This is a genomic window from Bradyrhizobium sp. Leo114 (genome assembly GCF_055229415.2).
This window is the reverse complement of record NZ_JBUYEN020000038.1, coordinates 53,791-74,480: the sequence shown is the minus strand read 5'-3', so window position 1 is coordinate 74,480 and position 20,690 is coordinate 53,791. Positions and strand designations below refer to the sequence as shown.

At 61.6% G+C, this 20,690-nt stretch carries 22 protein-coding genes and 1 pseudogene; 14 read left to right on the top strand and 9 right to left on the bottom strand.

What is annotated here, in order from left to right:
- Positions 1-174: 174 nt before the first annotated feature.
- Positions 175-1,818, bottom strand: a pseudogene (locus ACZIRK_RS33900) (thiamine pyrophosphate-requiring protein); the annotation flags it as partial.
- 138 nt (positions 1,819-1,956) lie between these two features.
- Here ACZIRK_RS33900 and ACZIRK_RS33895 point away from each other — a divergent pair.
- Together ACZIRK_RS33895 and ACZIRK_RS33890 are read left to right on the top strand one after the other, a co-directional pair.
- Positions 1,957-2,214: a hypothetical protein gene (locus ACZIRK_RS33895; protein ID WP_130229507.1), complete on the top strand. Its 258-nt coding sequence runs from the start codon at positions 1,957-1,959 to the stop codon at positions 2,212-2,214.
- The gene (locus tag ACZIRK_RS33890) at positions 2,169-3,752 is read left to right on the top strand and encodes a porin (RefSeq protein WP_130229506.1); all 1,584 of its coding nucleotides are present in this window, start codon (positions 2,169-2,171) and stop codon (positions 3,750-3,752) included. Before ACZIRK_RS33895 ends, ACZIRK_RS33890 begins: the two co-directional genes overlap by 46 nt.
- A 143-nt stretch (positions 3,753-3,895) precedes the next feature.
- On the opposite strand, the gene ACZIRK_RS33885 is transcribed toward ACZIRK_RS33890, so the two are convergent.
- Complete coding sequence (locus ACZIRK_RS33885) at positions 3,896-4,066, bottom strand: hypothetical protein (protein ID WP_165435536.1); 171 nt, start codon at positions 4,064-4,066, stop codon at positions 3,896-3,898.
- A gap of 215 nt (positions 4,067-4,281) precedes the next feature.
- On the opposite strand from ACZIRK_RS33885, the gene ACZIRK_RS33880 reads away from it, so the two are divergent.
- Positions 4,282-4,449 (top strand): Flp family type IVb pilin, encoded by a 168-nt coding sequence (locus ACZIRK_RS33880; RefSeq protein WP_080663884.1) that lies wholly within the window; start codon positions 4,282-4,284, stop codon positions 4,447-4,449.
- 24 nt (positions 4,450-4,473) lie between these two features.
- Here the strand turns inward: ACZIRK_RS33880 and ACZIRK_RS33875 are convergent, their stop codons facing one another.
- Together ACZIRK_RS33875 and ku are read right to left on the bottom strand one after the other, a co-directional pair.
- Positions 4,474-4,701, bottom strand: coding sequence for a hypothetical protein (locus ACZIRK_RS33875; RefSeq protein ID WP_028166141.1), 228 nt, complete (start codon positions 4,699-4,701; stop codon positions 4,474-4,476).
- A 59-nt stretch (positions 4,702-4,760) separates the two neighbouring features.
- Positions 4,761-5,720, bottom strand: a complete 960-nt coding sequence (ku, locus tag ACZIRK_RS33870) for a non-homologous end joining protein Ku (protein ID WP_130229505.1) — start codon at positions 5,718-5,720, stop codon at positions 4,761-4,763.
- A 283-nt stretch (positions 5,721-6,003) separates the two neighbouring features.
- On the opposite strand from ku, the gene ACZIRK_RS33865 reads away from it, so the two are divergent.
- The 6 genes from ACZIRK_RS33865 (at position 6,004) to ACZIRK_RS33840 (ending at position 9,372) form a co-directional block, all read left to right on the top strand.
- Positions 6,004-6,159, top strand: a complete 156-nt coding sequence (locus tag ACZIRK_RS33865; RefSeq protein WP_165435535.1) for a hypothetical protein — start codon at positions 6,004-6,006, stop codon at positions 6,157-6,159.
- Between the two features lie 198 nt (positions 6,160-6,357).
- A complete protein-coding gene (locus ACZIRK_RS33860; protein ID WP_165435534.1) occupies positions 6,358-6,513 on the top strand; it encodes a hypothetical protein in 156 nt (51 codons plus the stop codon).
- A 101-nt stretch (positions 6,514-6,614) separates the two neighbouring features.
- Positions 6,615-7,031 (top strand): hypothetical protein, encoded by a 417-nt coding sequence (locus ACZIRK_RS33855; protein WP_130229514.1) that lies wholly within the window; start codon positions 6,615-6,617, stop codon positions 7,029-7,031.
- A 132-nt stretch (positions 7,032-7,163) separates the two neighbouring features.
- Complete coding sequence (locus ACZIRK_RS33850; protein ID WP_130229504.1) at positions 7,164-8,180, top strand: NAD-dependent epimerase; 1,017 nt, start codon at positions 7,164-7,166, stop codon at positions 8,178-8,180.
- 618 nt (positions 8,181-8,798) lie between these two features.
- Positions 8,799-9,035, top strand: a complete 237-nt coding sequence (locus tag ACZIRK_RS33845; RefSeq protein WP_207231126.1) for a ribbon-helix-helix domain-containing protein — start codon at positions 8,799-8,801, stop codon at positions 9,033-9,035.
- 4 nt (positions 9,036-9,039) lie between these two features.
- On the top strand, positions 9,040-9,372 hold the full coding sequence (locus ACZIRK_RS33840) for a type II toxin-antitoxin system RelE/ParE family toxin (protein WP_474418939.1): 333 nt from the start codon (positions 9,040-9,042) through the stop codon (positions 9,370-9,372).
- A gap of 251 nt (positions 9,373-9,623) precedes the next feature.
- On the opposite strand, the gene ACZIRK_RS33835 is transcribed toward ACZIRK_RS33840, so the two are convergent.
- The 3 genes from ACZIRK_RS33835 to rfbA all read right to left on the bottom strand — a co-directional run bounded on the left by ACZIRK_RS33835 (position 9,624) and on the right by rfbA (position 13,105).
- A complete protein-coding gene (locus tag ACZIRK_RS33835; protein WP_130229502.1) occupies positions 9,624-10,943 on the bottom strand; it encodes a UDP-glucose dehydrogenase family protein in 1,320 nt (439 codons plus the stop codon).
- A 209-nt stretch (positions 10,944-11,152) separates the two neighbouring features.
- Entirely contained in the window at positions 11,153-12,217 is a 1,065-nt protein-coding gene (rfbB, locus tag ACZIRK_RS33830) for a dTDP-glucose 4,6-dehydratase (RefSeq protein ID WP_474418938.1), read from the bottom strand.
- Positions 12,218-12,229: 12 nt separating this feature from the next.
- Positions 12,230-13,105 carry a glucose-1-phosphate thymidylyltransferase RfbA gene (gene rfbA, locus ACZIRK_RS33825; RefSeq protein ID WP_130229139.1) on the bottom strand — a complete coding sequence of 292 codons (876 nt, stop codon included), beginning with the start codon at positions 13,103-13,105 and terminating at the stop codon, positions 12,230-12,232.
- 308 nt (positions 13,106-13,413) lie between these two features.
- Between rfbA and ACZIRK_RS33820 the strand changes: the two genes are divergently transcribed.
- Positions 13,414-13,647: a hypothetical protein gene (locus ACZIRK_RS33820; protein ID WP_245475004.1), complete on the top strand. Its 234-nt coding sequence runs from the start codon at positions 13,414-13,416 to the stop codon at positions 13,645-13,647.
- Between the two features lie 10 nt (positions 13,648-13,657).
- Here ACZIRK_RS33820 and ACZIRK_RS33815 read toward each other — a convergent pair whose 3' ends face one another.
- Entirely contained in the window at positions 13,658-14,782 is a 1,125-nt protein-coding gene (locus ACZIRK_RS33815; protein WP_474418937.1) for a hypothetical protein, read from the bottom strand.
- 220 nt (positions 14,783-15,002) lie between these two features.
- On the opposite strand from ACZIRK_RS33815, the gene ACZIRK_RS33810 reads away from it, so the two are divergent.
- The 3 genes from ACZIRK_RS33810 to ACZIRK_RS33800 all read left to right on the top strand — a co-directional run bounded on the left by ACZIRK_RS33810 (position 15,003) and on the right by ACZIRK_RS33800 (position 16,577).
- Positions 15,003-15,248, top strand: a complete 246-nt coding sequence (locus ACZIRK_RS33810; RefSeq protein ID WP_028169082.1) for a hypothetical protein — start codon at positions 15,003-15,005, stop codon at positions 15,246-15,248.
- Between the two features lie 344 nt (positions 15,249-15,592).
- A complete protein-coding gene (locus ACZIRK_RS33805; protein ID WP_245475006.1) occupies positions 15,593-15,961 on the top strand; it encodes a hypothetical protein in 369 nt (122 codons plus the stop codon).
- 181 nt (positions 15,962-16,142) lie between these two features.
- Positions 16,143-16,577, top strand: coding sequence for a hypothetical protein (locus ACZIRK_RS33800; RefSeq protein WP_130229142.1), 435 nt, complete (start codon positions 16,143-16,145; stop codon positions 16,575-16,577).
- A gap of 83 nt (positions 16,578-16,660) precedes the next feature.
- Here ACZIRK_RS33800 and ACZIRK_RS33795 read toward each other — a convergent pair whose 3' ends face one another.
- The gene (locus ACZIRK_RS33795; protein WP_245475002.1) at positions 16,661-17,530 is read right to left on the bottom strand and encodes a VOC family protein; all 870 of its coding nucleotides are present in this window, start codon (positions 17,528-17,530) and stop codon (positions 16,661-16,663) included.
- A gap of 862 nt (positions 17,531-18,392) precedes the next feature.
- Between ACZIRK_RS33795 and ACZIRK_RS33790 the strand changes: the two genes are divergently transcribed.
- A complete protein-coding gene (locus ACZIRK_RS33790; RefSeq protein WP_474418936.1) occupies positions 18,393-20,639 on the top strand; it encodes a TOMM precursor leader peptide-binding protein in 2,247 nt (748 codons plus the stop codon).
- Positions 20,640-20,690: the final 51 nt, after the last annotated feature.

Sequence of the window (20,690 nt, the reverse complement as noted above, 5' to 3'; positions counted from 1 at the left end):
GCGCCCCCGTGTGGGCGGTGTTTCCCCGCTCCGCCCCCGACCCGCCCCCATGAAAACCCCCCCTTCCTCACGGTGGCTATCACCTGCTGGGGTGGCCACCCGCCCCGGCCCCCCCCCTACGCGCCCCCCGCCCTTTTGTGGGGGGCCGCGGCCCGTTTCCCCACCCTACGGGATCTACGTGCCCGGCCTCGAGACCTCGGTCTCCTTGCTGGTGATGAATTCGAGCAGAACCGGCACGCCTTCCTTGGTCTTCTGGATGCCGCGCTTGATCGCCGGCACGATGTCCTCAGGCCTGGTCACGCGCTCGCCATAGCCGCCGAAGGCGCGCGCCATGGCGGCGTAGTCGCCGGAAATGTCGGTCGAGCGGTATTTCTCGGTCGAGATCGGCATCACCTTCAATTCGATCGCCATCGAGAAATTGTTGAGCAGGATCGACATGATCGGGATGCGCTCGCGCACCGCGGTCTCGAAATCCATGCCGGTGAAGCCGATGGCCGCATCGCCCCAGACGTTGATGCAGAGCTTGTCCGGCATCGCCAGCTTTGCGCCCATCGCGAGCCCGAGCCCATAGCCGAGCTGCGTGGTCTTGCCCCAGCCGAGATAGGAGAGGGGCTCGACCGACTTCCAGAACGGCGAGAGTTGGTCGCGCGGGCTGCCGGCATCATGGGTGATGATGGTGTTGCTGACATCGACGGTGTGCTGCAGGTCCCACAGCACGCGATATGGATTGAGCGGCGCCTCATTATGCGTGAGCTTCGGCATCCACTTCGCGAGCCACTCGTTGTTGATGGCGGCGATCTCGGCGGCGACCGCACTGGCATCGCGATCCGACGTGACGGTCTTGCCGATGTCGTCGAGCAGCGCATCGAGTACGAGCGCCGCATCGCCGACCAGGCCGACCTTGGCCTCGACATCCTTGTTCAGGTGATTGGGGTCGAGCGTCGAATGGATGATGGTCTTGCCCTTCGGCATCGCGATGCCGAAGTTTGTTTCCGTGAACGAGCAGCCGATGCCGAAGATCACGTCGGCATCAGCGAGGAATTTCGGCACCGCGCGCGGCACCGCCAGCCCGCCCGAGCCGAGCGAGAGCGGATGCGTCTCCGGAAATGACGATTTGCCGCCGAGGCTCGTGGTGACGGGAATGGCGAGTAGCTCGGCAAGGCGCTTCAGTTGCGGCCAGGCGCGGGCGTAATGCACACCCTGTCCGGCATAGATCACGGGGCGCTTGGCGTTGATCAGGAGTTCGGCCGCTTCCTTCACATGCACGGGGTCGGCGCCGTAGCGGGTGCGCAGCACCGGCGTGTAGTTCAAGGGCTCCGGCACCTCCTCGTTCCACATGTCGGCGGGGATTTCGACGATGACCGGTCCGCCGCGACCGTTCTTCAATCTGGTGAAGGCGCGGCGGAAGATGTTGCAGACCTCGGAGGCGAGAATGATCGGCTCTGACGATTTCGTGAACGCCTTCATCGCCTGGCTGGAATTGAAGTTCGGCTCGACGTTCGCCAGCCGGCGCGGATAGCCCATCGGCAGCACCAGCACGGGCACCGACTCGCCGAAGCATTGCGCCACGCCGCCCATCGCATTCTCCGAGCCGGGGCCGTGCTGCATGCAGAACGCGCCGATGCTGCGGCCGGACGTGACGCGGGAGATCGCGTCCGCCATGTGCACACCGATGCGCTCCTGCCGCACCATGATAGGGCGGATATCGGCGTTGGCCGCGTGCTCAATCAGATGATTGACGGGATAGCCGCAGAGAATCTCGATTCCCTCGCGCTTCATGATTTCCGCAATCGCCGTGCCGAGCTTCATGGCCGTGTCTCTCCCTTGGGTCGCGGCCGGTTCATCCGACCGCTTTGCAACAGAGGATCAGGATTCCGTGGGCGCGTAAAGCATGCGTCGCGCGCACCTCGGGGCTGCAGTTATGCGTTTGGCGATGCGGAGGGGCGCGATGCACGAATGGCACTTGCGAAAATACACGCGGTCGATGACGCGGCGTTCGACAACAACCCATCATTCGATGAGCTTCGAAGCGTAATCGTGGCGGAAACGTCACAGCGCGGCGCCGACAGCATCGACCTCACCGCGTTGTTATTCGCGCCGGAAGTTTTTGCATTAGGTAACGCCTCAAACATGCGTGTGCATGTTGAGGGAGCAGGAGATTTGATCAGATGTTACGGGCGCGAACACTCATTCTCGGCACAGCCGCCGGCCTGATGGCCATAAGCGGCGCACAAGCAGCCGATCTTCCAGTCAAGGCGAAGGCCGTTGAATATGTGAAGGTCTGTTCGCTGTACGGCGCCGGCTTCTGGTACGTCCCGGGCACCGACACCTGCATGAAGATCGGCGGCTATCTGCGCGTCGACACGACATTCAATGGCGGTCCGCAGGGCCAGCCGGCCTGGAACGGCGATCTCGGCCAGGGCAACCGCTATCGCGATGACTTCGCGACCCGCGCGCGCATGGCGCTGACGTTCGACACGCGCACCTCCACCGAGTACGGCACGGTCCGCACCTTCATGCAGGCCGACTTCCAGTTCTCCACGCTCGGCGGCAGCACCAACAATCCGAACTCGGTCAACGGCTCGCTGCCGGTTGCCGGCGCGCAGCTCCTCGACACGCCCGGCGGCGGCTATGTCGCGGTCGAGTATATCTTCATTCAGTTTGCCGGTTTCACCTTCGGTAAGTCTGCTTCCGCCTACGCGACGCCATGGCAGGGCTTCCCGGGCAACAACTCGTCCTTCCTGATGGGCGGCCAGAACACCGACACCGGCGTCAACAACATCCAGTACACCGCGCAGTTCGGCAACGGCGTGTCGGCCAGCATCGGGCTTGACGATCCGGTGGTCTGGGATCGCACGGCGGTCTACAATCTGGCGCTGCCGCTGAACGCGACGCTGAATTCCGGCAACGCCTATGCGGGTGTCCGTTCGCCCGACGTCGTCGGCAACGTGCGTGTCGACCAGGCCTGGGGTCTGTTCCAGGTTTCGGCTGCGGCGCATGAAGTGAGCGCGTCCTACAACACCCTCAACACGGCTGGCGCTCCGGCGGGCGGCGTCGGTCTTCCGGGCGCGGCGCCGACCGCGGCATCCGAGCTTTCCGGGCATCCCGACGACTCCTGGGGCTTCGCGACGATGGTCGGCGTGAACATCAAGAACGTCCCGACCGGCCCTGGCGACGACATCAAGTTCGACGCGAGCTACGCCAAGGGCGCGACCAAATATGTGATCGCGACGTCGTCGGCCTCGCCGAGCTTTGCGATGTTCGGTGGCGGTGGCGCTTTCGGCGCATATCAGAGCATCGGCTTCGGCGCGACGACCGACGGTGTCTACCTGCCGGTGGCGGCCGGCGGCGACGGATCGCTGCACCTGACTGAGTCCTTCGGTTTCCGCGGTGCGTTGAACCACAACTGGGATCCGTACTGGTCGACCAGCTTCTACGGCAGCTATTCGGCGGTGCGGTATGACGGCACGGCGAAAGCGTTCATTTGCGCGAACTTCACGACGCCAGCGAAGGCGGTCAGCGCGAATTACGTCTGCAACCCCGACTTCAACGTCTCGCAGCTCGGCGCGGTCACCCGCTGGACTCCAGTCAAGAACCTGACGTTCTCGGCCGAATTCCAGTGGTTCCACCTCGACCAGAAATTCCAGGGTACGGCCGTCCTTGGAGCTTCCGCCCCCAAGCCGGCTGCGACTTACGAGTTCAAGGACCAGGATACGTTCTTCCTGCAGCTTCGCGCACAGCGCAACTTCTGATCGCCTTCACCTCGCGCTTTGTGAGGAAACGGCGACGAAGCAATCCGGCGTCTTGCTCCGGATTGCTTCGCGCCACGTGTCAGCGGGTCAGCCGTCGTAGCGGCCCGCTGATTTGCTTTGACGATCGATGTGGATGATGGAAATCATCTCGCTTCCATGCGTCGATTGAACACCGCCGCCACCAGCCTTTGAAGATATCGGCCCACCTGGCGATCGTTCCCGCTCCGCAGCTCGGCCACCATGCGCGGCTCGTCGGCCTCCTCGTAGAGAATGCCGATGTAATTCCTGCGTGTTTCTCGCGTTTCTTGGGGCATGTGCTTCCTCCGCGGCAGTACCGACGCCGACTGTGCGAGGACGGCGCGCAAGGTCTGGTAAATTTTCCGTACCGTATGAATACCGGCGCAATCCGCGCATGGCCTTAATCAATCGTTCATCCTGTCCGTCAATGCGGCATCAACCAGTCGGCTTTTAGGTTGCGGCCAAGACGCAAGTCGGGAGAAACCCGCGCGAGGCGTCGGCGGGGATTTTGATGCGCCAGTTGATTTCAAGTTTTTTCAGCGACGAGCGCGGAGCAACCGCGATCGAATATTGCCTGGTAGCCTGCAGCATCAGCATCGTGATCGTCGCTGCGGTCACCAGTCTTGGCCAAGACGTCAGGGCGCTCTTTGTCCGGGTCCGCGACAACTTTCCGCAGTAAACAGAAATCACGTGCGCGCGGCGGTCAGCCGTCTTCGTTGAGCGCTCGCAGCATCGCAATCCGCGCGAACATCAGCCAACCGCCGCCGCTCTCGGCGGCGTGAATCAGATTCTCGACGGCGGTTTGCCAGCACTCGCGCTGCTGTACCGGCTCAGGCAGCTTCATGATGTAGTCGGCGGCGTGCTGGAGCGTCACCAGCTTGCGGCCGCCGCGCAGGACGATCGGCTGCTCGAAAGGCGTCGACCACGGCATGTCAGCTTGCCGCCTGCCGCGTCGCTGTCATTGCATGAGACCGCCGGCTGCTTTTTCGCCTATCCGGCCTTCTTGGCCCGGGTCGGCGCGCGCACGGGCTTCTCCGCCTTCTTCGGCTCTTCCTTGGCGGCGCGCTTGCCGGCACCGGTACCGCTTCCGGCGATCGGCAACAGCATTTCGCGCTGGCCCTCGACCCGCTTCTTCGGCTTCTTGCCTTTTGCCTTGGCGGGAGCGGGTGCCTGCTGCTCATTGGCAAGGCTGCGCTTGAGCGCGTCCATCAGATTGATGACATTGCCGGTCGATTTCGGCGTGGCCTTCGCCACCGGCAGGCCGTTGCGTTTCTGGTTGATCAGCTCGATCAGCGCGGTCTCGTAGCGGTCGTCGAACTCCTCGGGATCGAAGTCGGCCGATTTCTGCTCGACGATGTGCTTGGCGAGATCGAGCATGTCCTTGGTGATCTTCACGTCCTGCACGTCGTCGAAATATTCCTTCTCGTCGCGGACCTCGTAGGGGTAGCGCAGCAGCGTTCCCATCAGGCCCTTGCCGAGCGGCTCGAGTGCGATGACATGCTCACGGTTGGTCAGCACCACACGGCCGATCGCGACCTTGTTCAGGCTGCGGATGGTCTCGCGGATCACCGCGAACGCGTCATGGCCGACCTTGCCGTCCGGGACGAGGTAATAGGGGCGGATCAGATAGCGGCTGTCGATATCCGCCTTCGGCACGAATTCATCGATCTCGATGGTGCGGGTCGATTCCAGGGCGATGTCGTCGAGCTCGTCCTTGGTGATCTCGATGTAGGTGTCGGTATCGACCTTGTAGCCCTTCATGATGTCTTCGGCGGCGACTTCCTCGCCGGTCTCGGCATCGACCTTGGCGTATTTGATGCGGTGCCCGGTCTTGCGATTGACCTGGTTGAAGGAGACCTTCTCGGTGTCGGACGTGGCCGGGTAGAGCGCGACCGGACAGGTCACGAGCGACAGCCGCAAAAAACCCTTCCAGTTGGCGCGGGGGGCCATGGGGATACTCCGAAGACGCAACAGACGGGAGGCAGAGGATACCACCGCGGAACCGGGTTTCAAACATGGCCAAACGGTGAACCCGTCAATGACGGTTAACCGCTGATGGCCCGCATGGTTCTTGCGGATTTTCTCGGGGCCTGATGCGACGCATTGGCCGGTCAGGGTCCCCAATATATCCGGAACATCGCTTGCCAACATGCGTTGCGTCCAGGAGGGGGCATCAGGCATTAGCCGGCAGTTACAGGCACTTAACTGCTAACTGAATGGAATGAGGTGGCGCATGGCAACGACACACCGAGATGGCCGGATTATTGAAACCCCGACCGAGGCGCGCCAGGCCGAACCAGGACCTTCTGTGGCCGCGCTGTTGTCGATTTCGACCGGGCTCGCGGTTCTGATCCTCGGCGTGATCTGGTTCGTATTCTTCCACACCTGAGAGATGGCCGGTGGTTCGGTCGATTGACTGCTGATGCAGGTGCATCGGCCGAAGACCCCGGAAACCGAGCGACTGGGTACTTCCACCGACACGTATTGCCCACAAAGTCTCTGGAAGGTGGCGCCCAGAGGAGCGTCACCAGTTTATCGAATTTGCACCGTAGAAGTCGGATCTGAAGGTTTCCGCCGCAGATCCGGTATGCCCTCCCCACCAGAAAAAGTTTCGTTCCTGACGCGGGTGAAGGAGCGCAGTTTCTCCGGCGCGTTCCTGGCGGTGGCGCTGCTCGCCATGGTAGGCTGGGTCTACCTTTTGGGTTCGCTGTTCCTGAAACTGATGCTCTGGAGTTTCTCTTGATCCGCGCCGCGGGGGTGACCGCCGCAACTTTACCGTTCCTTAACCAAGACGGGGCGACTTTGGCGCGTTGCTCCGTAAGGCCCCGGACCGGACGAACGCAGATGTTTCAGCTCTTCTTGCGATCCCGAGCGCAGAACTTCATCAAGGCCCGGCTCGGGATCGATGAAGGTTTTCGCGCGCGTTCGCCCGAGCGCGACGCCGAGACCGACCGGCTGCGGGTGGCATCCATCGTGGCCGCGATCGACAATGCGTTGCAGGCGGCGGAAAGCGAACAGAGCGGCCTGAGCCGCCGTGTCGACGATGTCCTGGCGCGCGCCGCGGTGACGCTCGGCAACGGCACCGACGAGTATCTGGAGCGCGAGCCGCTCGACAATTATCACCACGACTTGTTCGACGCCGAGATCGCCAATGGGCAGCGCCGGCTGCAGGAACTCGCGGCGGCGATCTCGCACTTCAAGTTCATGAAGGCCGCCGTGCTGAGCCGGTTTCCGGACTACAAGACGTCTGCGAACAATTAGGGCAGGCGCCCGACCTCCGGTCGCACCGATCAAGGATAATTGGCCGATCGGTTCCGCTGAAGCCTTCCCCGCGACGCATTGTCGGGCGATGATCGTGCTGCTGGGTAGTATGACGCGAAGGATAGAAAAGCGGTGTCTGCAGACGATTTGCTGGTTACGGGTTGCGCGGGGTTCATCGGCCTTCATCTGACACAACGATTGCTGGCGGCCGGCCAGCGCGTCATCGGCATTGATAATCTCAACGACTATTACGATCCGGCGCTTAAGCTCGCCCGCCTCGATCTCATCAAGGAGCATCCGAACTTCACCTTCCACCAGCTCGATCTCGCCGACCGCGCCGGGATGAAGGCGCTGTTCGAGCAGTACCGCTTTCCGGCGGTGGTCCATCTGGCGGCGCAGGCGGGCGTCAGATATTCGCTGCAGAATCCTCACGCCTATGCCGACTCCAACCTGGAGGGTTTCATCAACATCCTGGAAGGCTGTCGGCATAATGGCTGCCGGCATCTCCTGTTCGCGTCATCCTCCTCGGTCTACGGCGCCAACACCAAGCAACCGTTCTCCGTGCGCGACAATGTCGATCATCCGATCAGCCTTTATGCCGCGACCAAGAAGGCGAACGAACTGCTCGCCCATTCCTACAGCCACCTCTACCGCATCCCGATGACCGGGCTTCGCTTCTTCACGGTGTACGGCCCCTGGTATCGGCCCGACATGGCGCTCTATCTGTTTGCGCGCGCGATCAGCGAGGGCAAGCCGATCAACCTGTTCAATAACGGCAACATGCGGCGCGATTTCACCTATGTCGACGACGTCGTCGAGGCGATGATACGGCTGGTCGATCACGTGCCGCAGGGCGATCCGGACTGGTCCGGCGACGAGCCCAATCCGAGCTCGAGCACGGCGCCGTGGCGCATCTACAATATCGGCAACAACAGGCCGGAAGAATTGATGCACGTGGTGACGCTGCTGGAGAAGGGGCTTGGGCGCGAGGCCGAGAAGGTACTGCTGCCCATGCAGCCCGGCGACGTGCCCGCAACCTTTGCTGACGTCGATGACCTCGCGCGTGAGATCGGCTTTCGGCCGCAGACCCGGATCGAGGATGGCGTCGAGAAGTTCGTCGCCTGGTTCCGCGACTATCATCGCGTGTGACTGAAAGCCTCAGCTTCGAAGTTACTCGCTGTCATAACGACGTACCGTGAGCCGTCGTAACATTGTCTTTGATCAATATAGAGGCAGCCGTCTGCACATGAAGTCAGGCGTCTGAATAATGTTTCAGCGCGTCAATCATGCTGTCGTCACAACCGGCACATGAAAATATTGTCAGAACGAGATATATTGTCGGCAAGCATATTGGGTTGATGTCATGTTTCCCGCGTTGATTTTGCTTGTCACCTTCTCAGTCGGCTTTCTGCTGGGATATGCGGCGCGCGACTGGCGCTCGCGGAAACGTCGGGCGCATTATCTGCTGTACGCGCCCTATGGGATTCGCGGTTCCTCGGAGAAGCCTTCCGTCGCTGAAGCATCACCGCCAACGAAGGCGCATGATCACGCCGGCGCGTTGATGCAGGATTGATGGCAGTTCTCTCTCGGCTCCAGAGCGTGATATCGCTCGTTCAGCCACGTACCTCACTATGACAGCGCCTGCGCCTCCGAGGCTCTCCGAAAGACCGGGCATCACAGCCCAGGTTGATATTGCGCTGTAGTTATTCTTAATTATATTGAAGACGAGATTTGAAGGGGAGCCTCCCGTTGTCCCGGACCACTACCATGACCGTTCGCCTCAGCGGCGCCCTGAGCGACTTCGTGGCCGCAAATGTGGGCGAGGACGGTTCTTACGAAAACATCAGCGAGTATGTCCGCGACCTGATCCGTCGCGACAAGGAGCGGGCTGAGAAGGAAGCTTTTGACCGGCTAAAGGCCGAGCTTAACAAAGCGTTCGCGGCGCCAGAAGCCACATACAAGCCGCTGAACGCCGCCGAGGTAATTGCGCGCAATCGGACCTGACTGGATGGCCGTTCGCGTCCAGGAGGCGGCCTCACATCGCCTCGACGTGATTTATCGCTACACGCGCAACCGATGGGGGAGCGATCAGGCGGATCGCTACATCATCGGCCTGTTTGCGGCATTCGAGAAGATCGAGACGCATGGCGTGATGTCGACGCCTGTTCCGGCTGAATTCGGTGTGGAGGGGTATTTCTTCAGGTATGAGCGCCACTTCGTCTATTGGCGCAGGCTGTCGGACGGCGACATCGGCATCGTCACCATCCTCCACGAACGCATGCACCAGATCTACCGCTTCCGTGAAGACTTTGGGCTGAACGGGCCTTTTGAGAAGTCTTAGCCGCGTCGACGGGATCGCTGAGATATGTCTCATCCGAAACTCAAGGAATTCATCAAGGAGGAGAGCGGGGAGCCAGCGCAGAAGCTGGCGCGATTTACACTGTCCTTGGACGGCGAGAGAGTCCCCACTCGGCGCCTGCCGCCATAGTCGAGTCTTTTCTTCGGCGTGTCTTAGAAACGGCTGTTGAAGGCGGCCTATGCCTCCCCCGCAAGCTTGCGGGAGAGTAGGAGCGAATTCGCCGTCCTCATGCTTTAACTTGCCGACGGCGTCGGTCGGCCCACGCTTTCGTACTTGAATCCGTGAGCGATGACGTCGCTGGGCCGATAGACGTTGCGGAGGTCGATGATGGCCGGATTGGCCATCTTCTGCTTCAAGGCGTCCAGATCGAGTGCGCGGAATTGCTCCCACTCGGTCACGATCACCAGCGCGTCGGCGCCCTCGGCGCAACTGTACGGGCCGTCGCAATAGGTGACGTCGGATAGTTCAGCGCGTGCCTGTTCGATGCCTTCCGGATCATAGGCCCTGATCTTCGCCCCGAGATCCTGCAACGCCGTGATCAGCGGGATCGATGGCGACTCCCGCATATCGTCGGTGTTGGGCTTGAAGGTCAGGCCGAGCAGCGCGACGGTCTTGCCGCGCAGCGACCCGCCAAGCACCGAGACGACCTTGCGCGCCATCGCGCGCTTGCGGTTTTCATTCACCGCCAGCACCGCTTCGACGATGCGGATCGGCGCTTCATAATCCTGTGCCGTCTTGATCAGGGCGCGCGTGTCCTTTGGAAAGCACGATCCGCCGAAACCAGGGCCGGCGTGGAGGAACTTGGTGCCGATGCGATTATCAAGGCCGATGCCGCGCGCGACCTCCTGCACATCGGCCCCGACCTTCTCGGCAAGATCGGCGATTTCGTTGATGAAGGTGATCTTGGTCGCAAGAAAGGCGTTCGCGGCGTATTTGATCAGCTCGGCGGTGCGGCGGCCGGTGAACATCAGCGGCGCCTGATTGAGGTAGAGCGGACGGTAGATCTCGGAGATGGCCTTTCTGGCCCGCTCGTCGTCCGTGCCGGCGACGATACGGTCGGGATGCTTGAAGTCCCTGATCGCCGCGCCCTCGCGCAGGAACTCGGGATTGGAGGCGACCACGACGTCGGCGTCGGGATTGGCTTCGCGAATGAGGCGCTCGACCTCGTCGCCGGTTCCGACCGGAACCGTCGATTTGGTGATCACCACGGTGAAATCTCTGAGGCTCGCCGCGATCTCGCGGGCCGCCGCGTAGACATAGCTGAGGTCCGCGTGACCATCGCCCCGCCGCGACGGGGTTCCGACCGCTATGAAAACGGCGTCGGAATGAGAGACTGGATCGGCAAGGTCAGTCGTGAACGACAGCCGTCCGGACCGCGTATTGGTTTCCACCAGCCGATCCAGATCCGGCTCGAAGATCGGGATTTCGCCTCGCTTCAGCGCCGCGATCTTTTCCGCGTTCTTGTCAACGCAGGTGACTTGATGCCCGAAGTCAGCAAAGCAAGCGCCAGAGACGAGGCCGACGTAACCCGTGCCCACCATCGTTATTCGCATATCGGATCCTGAAAGCTCTTCTTAAGTGGATCGCCCACGTTGAGGCGCGTGTGGATGTGTCACGCTGTGACTTGAACGGTCATAGCTGAACCACTTCCATGATGACCAAATGACGGTCAAAGGCAATCCCCAGCCCGTTTGCGGGGCTTGGAGCATGATCCGGAAAAGTGGAAACCGGTGTTCCGTCTAATTGGATTATGATCTCGGGCCTATCCCAGCCCGATGCGGGCGCGTTCGTAGCCCCGATCGAGGATGGCCTGCCACCAGGGACGATTGTCACAAAACCAACGCGTCGTTTTCGCAATGCCGCTCTCGAATGTTTCCAGTGCTTTCCATCCCAATTCGCGTTCCAGCTTGGAGGCGTCGATGGCGTAGCGGCGGTCGTGGCCGGGGCGGTCGGCGACGAAGGTGATCAGGTTTCGGCGCGGGCCCCGTGCGCTCATTGCGATCTCGTCGAGGAGGTCGCAGATGGTTTCGACCACATGCAGGTTGGTGCGCTCGTTGCGGCCGCCGACATTGTAGGTCTCGCCGACGGCGCCGCGCTCGAGCACCAGCGTCAGTGCCTTCGCATGGTCCTCGACATAGAGCCAGTCGCGGATGTTCTTTCCATCGCCATAAACGGGCAGGGGCTCGCCGGCCAGGCCCTTGATGATCATGTGCGGAATCAGCTTTTCCGGAAAGTGATAGGGGCCGTAATTGTTCGAGCAGTTGGTGATCAGCGTCGGCAAATCGTAGGTCTCGCGCCAGGCGCGCACCAGATGGTCGGAGGAGGCTTTGCTCGCGGAGTAGGGCGAGTTTGGCGAATAGGCCGTGGTTTCCGTGAAGAAGCCATCGTCGCCGAGCGAGCCGAACACCTCGTCGGTCGAGATGTGGAGGAAGCGGAATTGCTCACGCTTCTCGGGCGAGAGCGTGCGCCAATGGCGCAGCGCTTCCTGCAGGATGGTGAAGGTGCCGACGATGTTGGTCTGGATGAATTCGCCGGGGCCGTCGATCGAGCGGTCGACATGGCTCTCGGCGGCGAGGTTCATCACAGCGTCGGGCTGGTATTTCTCGAACAGGCGGCGGAGCCCCGCGCCATCGCAAATGCATTGCTTCTCGAAGCTATAGTTCAGGTTCTGAGCGGCGCCGGGCAGCGAATTGGGGTTCGCCGCGTAAGTGAGCTTGTCGATATTGACGACGCGGGCATGGGTGTCACGCAAGAGATGACGCACGACGGCGGAGCCAATAAAACCTGCGCCGCCGGTGACAAAAATAGTCGAGCCCTTGAAACGCATGATGAGCTGCCTCTAATGCTCAAACGAACGATAAACCGACATTAAATATTCGCCGTAGCTGCTCTTGGCGGTCTTCTGCGCCACCCTGGCGAAGGCCTGGAGCGAGATGTAACCCTGGCGCAGCGCGATCTCCTCGGGGCAGGCGATGCGCAGGCCCTGGCGCTGTTCGAGGATCTGGACGAAATAGCTGGCATCCACGAGGGACGCGTGCGTGCCGGTGTCGAGCCAGGCAAAGCCGCGGCCGAGCACCTCGACGTAGAGATCGCCGCGATCGAGATAGGCGTTGTTGACGTCGGTGATCTCGATCTCGCCGCGCGCCGATGGCCTGACCTTGGCGGCGATGTCGACAACGTCGTTGTCGTAGAAGTACAGCCCGGTGACGGCGACGTTGGATTTCGGCTGCTTCGGTTTCTCCTCGATCGAGAGTGCGCGGCCTCTATTGTCGAGCTCAATCACGCCGTATTGCTCGGGCGTCTTCACGACATAGCCGAACACGGTGGCGCCCTTCTTGCGCTGCGAGGCCGCGGACAGCATCTCCGGCAGACCGTGGCCGTAGAAGATGTTGTCGCCCAGGATCAATGCGACGGGGTCGGTGCCGATGAACTCCCGGCCGACGATGAAGGCGTCTGCAAGGCCCCGCGGCGTCTCCTGCGTGGCGTAGGAAAAACGCACGCCGATCTCGCTGCCGTCGCCGAGCAGCCGCTGAAACAGCGGCTTGTCCTGCGGAGTGGAGATGATCAGGATGTCGCGGATGCCGCCCAGCATCAGCGTCGACAGCGGATAATAGATCATCGGCTTGTCGAAGACGGGCAAGAGCTGCTTTGAGACCACCGTCGTCGCCGGGTAGAGGCGCGATCCCGTCCCGCCGGCGAGGATAATGCCCTTCATGATCAATCCCGATTTAAATATGAAGCGGGTTATAAATAATCCGATCTCATTATAAAAATAAAGCTGGATATAATATTAATATTTATTGCCCCGATTAATCATGCGGTATTATAATACGGGCGCTCATCGAGCGCGGCTTCCCGCCGTGCCAACCTGACGCGTTTGCGTGGTGATTTCGGAGTTGATATGCCACTCGTGGGACGTGGCGCTGGACCAGGAACGCGCTGACCGTTGACCAGATTTCAACCGGTCCCGGACCGGTAAGACACGTGGGTTGCGCTATGATGGCCAGGGCTAATCTCGTCGGCTTGATCACCGCTTTTGTTGTCTTGTGCGCATGCAATACGAAGGCGCATGCGATTTCCGTCGAGGTGGCGCGGGCCTGCGATGCCCTGGTGGCCAAGACGTTTCCTCCGCGCCAGATCGGCAATCCGGCCGCCGGCAGCGCCAAGGGGACGGGCAAGGATCAGCGGGAATTCTTCAACAAGTGTGTCGCGAACGGCGGCAAAATGGACGCCGAGCCTGCGAAGGACGCGAAATAACCAATCCCCTTCAGCGCTTGGAGGGCTTTTGCTCGCGCGTCGGGCAGGGCGAATAGAAGGCGCCGTTCGCGGCGTTGACGCGCTCGACGCATTGATTGGGATCGGTCACCTGTCCCGACACCGAAAAGTCATATCCGATGCCTTTGACGACCAGGACGTATCGGCCCGGTGAAAGCACCAGGCCCTCGTTCTCCGGTTGTATCAGCAGCATCTTGGGCTGGTCCTCGACGGGGCCGATCTTGAACGGAAACGACGCGCTGCGAATAACCCAGGAGTCGCCGCCTGGCGTCATCTTCGCCGTGCCGGTGCTGTCGACACCCATCGTCCGCGAGACTTTGGCGACGACGCGGACTTCGACCGGGCCGGCGGAATCCGGCCCCAACTCCGGCCTGAACGTAATAAATTTGACATCTCCGCTCGGAACGCTGGTTTGGGGCGGGATCGGGATCGCGGCCGAAATGGCAACCCGGCGGTCCGGGACCTTGCCCGGCAGCAGCTTCAACTCCTGCAGTTGCCCATCGCTCAGGACAAAAACGCCGAACGTGCTGGGAAGCGGAAACCTGGGCTCCGCCGCGGGGGCAGGGGGAGCGGCCGGTGCCTCGGCCACCGCCTGCGGGCGCTCGATTGGCGCGGCTTCGCGCGGCGCGGGGGGCGAGCTCTGGAACGCAGTGACAAGTGATCGCGCCGATTGCCAGTAGAAGACGGCTGCGCCAGCGATTGCGAGAACGAGGAATACCGCTGCCGGCCGGATGGCTGCACCGAATACACCCGATCGGTTTGATTGCTTGAAAGGAGAGGGCGCCGCCGTCGGGCGCGGCGCTCTTGCCGGGGGCGCCGCTTCGGCCGCCAAGGACGGTGGAGCGGGCGCGCTTGAGGGCGCGGTTTGCGGGAATTGTGGCGCGGCCGATGCAGGCGGCACGATGTCCTGGCTTCGCTCGGCGAAGATGCGTTCGACCTCGCCGATTGCGCTTTCGAGCATCTCCATGGTCTGCCGCGAATGCCTGGCGCCGCCATGTCCGAATTGCTCGAGCAGCCGGATGCGGGCCAGTTCATAGACCAGCTCGCGCATTTGCGTCGGATCATTGGTGACGGACTGCACCCGCGCGGAGAGAATGCGAATGAACTCCGCCCTCATCGCCGAATTTTGTGCAGTGTCAGACGGGTCGCCGGAAGCAGTCATTGCAATTGATCAAACATCTTCCCTCTGCCTAGCAGCAAGAGCGCGGACCTCAAAGTCCGATGCATGATCTGTGGATGCCGCCACCGCTCGCCCGAGGGCAGATGGCCATAAGGCGCTTGCTTTTGCCGGAAAACCTGCAACATTCCGGGTAGTCATTCTTTAGTTGGTACTTGATATGCGCGGCGTCCTGCCAATTCTGGGTCTTTCAGTCGTTTTGATGCAACCGGCGCTGGCGCAGGGCATCAAGGATCCACCGAACTACCCAATGTCGGCTTCGCAGCGCGCGCAGAAGGCGCAGACAAGTCAGAGCGCGTCACGGCCTACGACGATTCGCAACGTTGCAACCGGCAGCCTGCCCGCGGGCATGGCCGTGCAGCGCGTGTATCGGGACGGCAAACTTGTCGCACTCCCGCGATATTAGATTCGGGAACCGCAGGCGGGCTTAAGCGTTTCTCGTCGCTCAGGAGGCAAGGCGATGAAGGGCGTATTGTTGTTCGCGGCTGTGCTGATTGTCCCATGCGCCGCTGCGGCGCAGGGGGTCAGAGACCCATCGACCCCGAACACGAACCAAGTCTTCACCGTGAATCCGCCCCAGCAGCCTGCGCGTCCGACCGCGACGCCCAACGTGCCGACGCAGATACCCTCGCCACCGCTAGGGGTAAGGCGCGCGATTCCTTCTCGAAGCGGCGTGCGGGGAAGCAGCGGCCGGTATTAAGGCGCACCTATCTCCGGTCGCGCGGTGGCAGCAAGCTGCGCGGATTGAAGGTGGCGGCCACTATCATCCTTGCGCTCAGCATCCTTGGTTGCGCAAGCCTGTCCCGGGCTCAGGAGGATGTCGCGGCCAGCGCCACGGGTGACGATGCGCAGCCTGAGATATCCCGCAATGCATGGCGGCAGAGGATCGAGGACGCGAAAAGAAGGGCGCGGGACGTCGCGCGCGAGAGGCGGGAGCACCCCGAGCTCTACATGCCGATTCCTGAAGATCCCGACCTCATCGCCACCGAGCGCGTGCTCAACGACGAAAGCCTGCAGACCGGCGACATCGTCTCAACCAACAAGGGACTATTTGTCTTCCGCGGCCGCATCGACCAGCCGCGGCGCCAGGAAGATTTCGTCCCTTTGTCCGCGCGCTGAGCCCGGTGGCTGCGACCGGGTTGGCTGGCTAGCCCGGGTTTTGCCGGCCGGTGTGGCCTGCGCATAAAGAACCCAAAGCGAGGTGCTTGACGCGGGCCCGGACAACTCGCACATCCGAGCGAACCGTCCAACGGACGCCATCAATGCCCGCGATTTTGCGCTGCAAATCGGTCAGAAAATTATGGCCCCACGCCCGAGCACCCGCATCGCCCGAAAAGCCCGCCACAAGGCTGAGGCGGATTTTGCCACCTGGCTCATGATGGCCAAGCTCGGTAGCTTCGATGACTTACCTCCAAATGCGCAAGCGTTCCTGCTTGACTATCGAGCCAGGCTTGAGCGGATGAGCGAGGCCGAGTCGAAGGTGGTGGCAGTTCGCGAAGTCTACGCCAGCTACTATGGCGAGATGGGCGGCCTTGGCCCGGCGCCAGAACTGGAAGCCCTCGTGACGTCAGTGGATAACGGCGCCGTGCGGTCGCAGGGACAGCGTAAGCCGCAGCCCGCTCGGCTGGCCGCATCGGCCCCCGACAGGCCAGCCGTCCGAAAATCCGTGCCGGCCCTGCTGATTTTCGCAGCCATGGTGGCTTTGATCGTCGCCTACAAATTTCTGATGAATTAGAGCGTTTTCGAGCGAAGCATGCCCTCGGACTGGATCCGAGGGTGGACACCGGTTCGCGCGAAGAAAACGCGTCAAAAAACAATCTAACGCTTCGGCTTGGGAAGCACCATCCTGCCCTGGGAAACAACGCCACCCCACTTGGCGGACCAAGCGACTTCCGAGGCGGAGGGTCGCTCGGCGACGTCCTGCCCCCGAGCACCCTGCAGCGCAAACAGCGCGCCCTGGGGATCGACACATCGCGCGATCCAGCAGCCATCGGGCAATTCGATCGGTCCCTGGAGAACCCGGCCTCCGCCAGCATTCACGCGCTTGGCAGCCGCGCCGATGTCGTCGACATTGAAGTAATAGAGCCAAAACGGTTGCGACACGCTCGGAAGCTTGGTGAGCATGCCGCCGATCGTCTGCCCGGCCGCCGAAAACAATTGATACAAATCTGCGGGGTCGGTTTCAGCGTTGGCTTTCCGCCAGCCAAAGAGCACGCCGTAAAAATCAAAGATCTTGTTCCGGTCCTCGGCCAGCAACTCATGCCAGCCCACGCGCCCGAGCTCGTCCAACCCGACGGGTTGCCGTTGGCCATATGTCAGCCCAGTGACCAGCGCAAAAGTCGCCTTTTGCGGATCGGCGACCACTGAAACTCGGCCGATATTGCTGCCCGTTGGCGGTAGCAGGACTGCGCCTCCAAGACGCCCGATCTGTGTGGTTGTCGCATCGATGTCATCGACTGCGACGTAGCCGACCCATCTCGGCGTTGCCCCCAATCGCCGCCCTTCCTCCGGCAGCTCCATAAGCCCGCCAACCGGAACGTCGCCGGCGTTGAGCACCGTGTAGGCCAGTTCCGGAAGCGACGCATCCTTCACACCCCAGCCGACGACCTCGCCATAAAAGGCACCTGCTGCCGCGACGTCCGTGGTCAGGAGTTCATACCAGGCGAAGCGTCCGAGTTGATTGATCAAGCCAATTCCTCCGCTCAAGCCTGGCGACGATTGCGCACTGCATCAAGTCGCGCGCGTTGCAATCCGCGTTACGGCGCGGACCTCGTTGCGATGGACGAAAATGCACCGACTTCGTTCATGAAGATGAATGCTATCTGAACGAGTGTCGTTACATTTTCGTGTGTGCATCAATCTTGCCTGCCTTATTTGCTCGGCGTAGGATCACTCCAACGAAGATCCTTCTTGCAACATCGGAGGATGCGACCATGGCGCGGGTGAAGCAAGCTTCGAAAAAGAGGCGAGTAACCAAAACCGCCGTACCGGCGTTGGGAGTCGCTGGACTAACTTTTTCGCTAGCCGGGAGCGCATCGGCAGCAGCCGTACCGACGGGCGATGTTCAACAGAGGCCGAATTTCTCACCTGGTATGGTGATCACGCTCGGTGAAGAGGAGCTGGCCGACGTCAGCCTCGCCACCTTCCATCTCTTCGACAACGAAAACCTCGGCAGCGGCGTGCAGCTAGCCCAGCGCGGATGCGGTGGCTGTCGTGGATGTGGTGGCTTCCGGGGATGCGGTGGCTTCCGCGGATGCGGTGGTTGTCGCGGCTGCGGGGGCTGTGGATGCAGAGCCTGCCGATGCGGCGTCGGGTGTGGTGGCTGTGGCATTGGTTGGATAGGAATAGGAGTGCCGTGGGTCGCATGCGCAGGTTGCTGTGCATCCTGGGGCCGGTGCCGCTGGTGCTAGGCTGCGGCGCGTACTGATTGTGTACCGACAAGCCAGGAATTCATTGGCCGGGCTCGCGATCGACCCGGCCATTTCTGTTTTGGTTGCAACACTTGCGGGCGATCTGAAATGGCAAATAACAAGATCCGCGTGCTGACCCGATGACAGCCAATCGCAAGACCCGTGTTACGAAGCAGACCCGCAAAGACATCCTGCAGTTCGCGCCAAACTTCACCGCCTATGTCCTGCCTCCCGATGCGGTTTGCCTCTATTCCGAGGATCGCAAGTTCTTCCTGCACGGCGAACTCTATTGTGCGCTGGCCACGGCGATCGGAAAAAATGGAAAGGCTGCGCCAGAGCTCATCCGCCAGCTTTCGAAGAGCTTCCCGCCCGACAAGATCGAGGAGGCGATCAAGCGGCTGATCGAGCGCCGATATGTCGTGACGGCAGCATCGCACGGATTCGCAGGCGCCGTCGCTGGATATTGGGCGAGCCTCGGCCTGCCTCTCGAACTCGCGGAACAGAATCTCCGCAATTGCCCGGTGCAGGTGGAATCGATCGATGTCAAAGGCGCGAGCGAACTTACCGCTGCCTTGAGCAAACTCGGCGTTCGCTTCGCCAAGCGTTCGCCTAAGCTCGTGATCACGCTCGTAAGCGACTATCTTGACCGGCGATTGGCTGAGATGAACCGCGAGCGCGTGTCTGACAAGACGCCCTGGCTGCTGGTGCAGCCGTCGGGCGTGTTTCCACTGGTGGGACCCGTGTTCAAACCGGGCGAGAGCGCCTGCTGGACTTGTCTGTTTGATCGCATGATACGCAATCGGGAGATCAAGGGGTTTCTCGACCGCGGACAGGCGCGTGCGGTCGTCGTATCGCCTCTGGCGAGCGACACCATCGGGCAGACCGCCATCCACTTTGCTGCCGTTGAAATTGCGAAGGCGATTGCCTCCGGCTTTCGCACAGATCTGCGCGATCACATTGCAAGCTTCGATCTCACTGGTGCGGTCGTCGCCAAGCACTATGTCGCGCGGCGCCCGCAATGTCCCACCTGCGGCAACAAGAAGCTGCAGAATCCGCGCCGGGCTGCGACGCCGATCGAGATTGCCGAGGGCACAAAGCTCATCATGACCAGCGGCGGATACCGCACCGTGACGTCGCGAGCCACGGTGGCGCGGTTCCGCAAGCATGTAAGCCCGCTGACCGGCGTGGTGACGCGGCTCGAGCGGATCGAGGCTGATCTGCCGATGAACACCAATTTCTACGCCTATCACAATTTCTCTGCGCCGGCCCAAAGCCTCGATCAGCTCAGGTCGGGACTGAGCGGCGGCAGCTTCGGCAAGGGCTCCACAGCCGAGCAGGGCGAGGCGAGCGCGTTGATGGAAGCGATCGAGCGCTACTCGGGCATTTTCCAAGGTGACGAGATCACGACGGAGCGCCGCTTTATCGATTTCGCTCCCGGCGACGCCGTTCTTCCCAACGACGTCCAGCTTTTCAGCGAAACACAGTTTCAAAACAGACATGCCCCGTCACCGGACGATTCACATCCGGTTCCTGAGCCGCTCGATCCCTCGACCAAGACCGAGTGGTCGCCGGTCTGGTCGTTGCGCGACAAGCGCTTCAAATATCTTCCGACCGGCCTCTTGTACTTCTTCTATGGCGGCTTCCATACCGATTCCAACGGATGCGCGGCCGGCAACACCCGCGAGGAAGCCATTGTTCAGGGCTTCCTCGAACTGGTCGAGCGCGATGCCTATGCCATCTGGTGGTACAACCGGCTGCAGCGTGCCGAGGTCAACCTCAAGCAATTCGACGATTCCTATGTGCAGGATTTGCAGGCACAGTTTGCCGACGCCGGGCGCAGGCTCTGGGTGCTCGACATCACCAGCGATCTCGGCATTCCCGCTTACGTGGCGATCACGCACTGGATGCAGAACGGACATGAAAATATCGAGTTCGGCTCCGGCGCGCATTTCGATCGCCGCATAGCTTTGCTGCGTTCGCTAACCGAGCTGACCCAGTTCATGTCAATCGGCATGATGGGCGGCGGAAGCGGCGAGAAGCCGACGCTTGACGGTGTCACGCCGCTGCGCCTGGAGGATTATCCGTTCCTGATCCCCAGCGACGATCCGATCGTCCCGCCGGCGCCGAGCCTTAGGGTTCACGACAATACGCGCGACCAGGTCAATGCCTGCGTCGAGATCGCCACCAGCGCCGGATACGATTTCCTCGTGCTCGACCAGACGCGGCCCGATGTCGAGGTCCCCGTCGTCAGAGTGCTCGTTCCGGGCTTGCGGCATTTCTATCGCCGCTTCGCACCGGGCCGGCTTTACGATGTTCCGGTGAAGCTTGGACTATTGGATCGCCCGCGACAGGAAAGCGAACTCACGCCGTTCCTACCACACACCTGAGGCTCGGTCTTTCGTGCGCGCTCCCCGGAAAAAGCCAGCCAGGAAGATCGC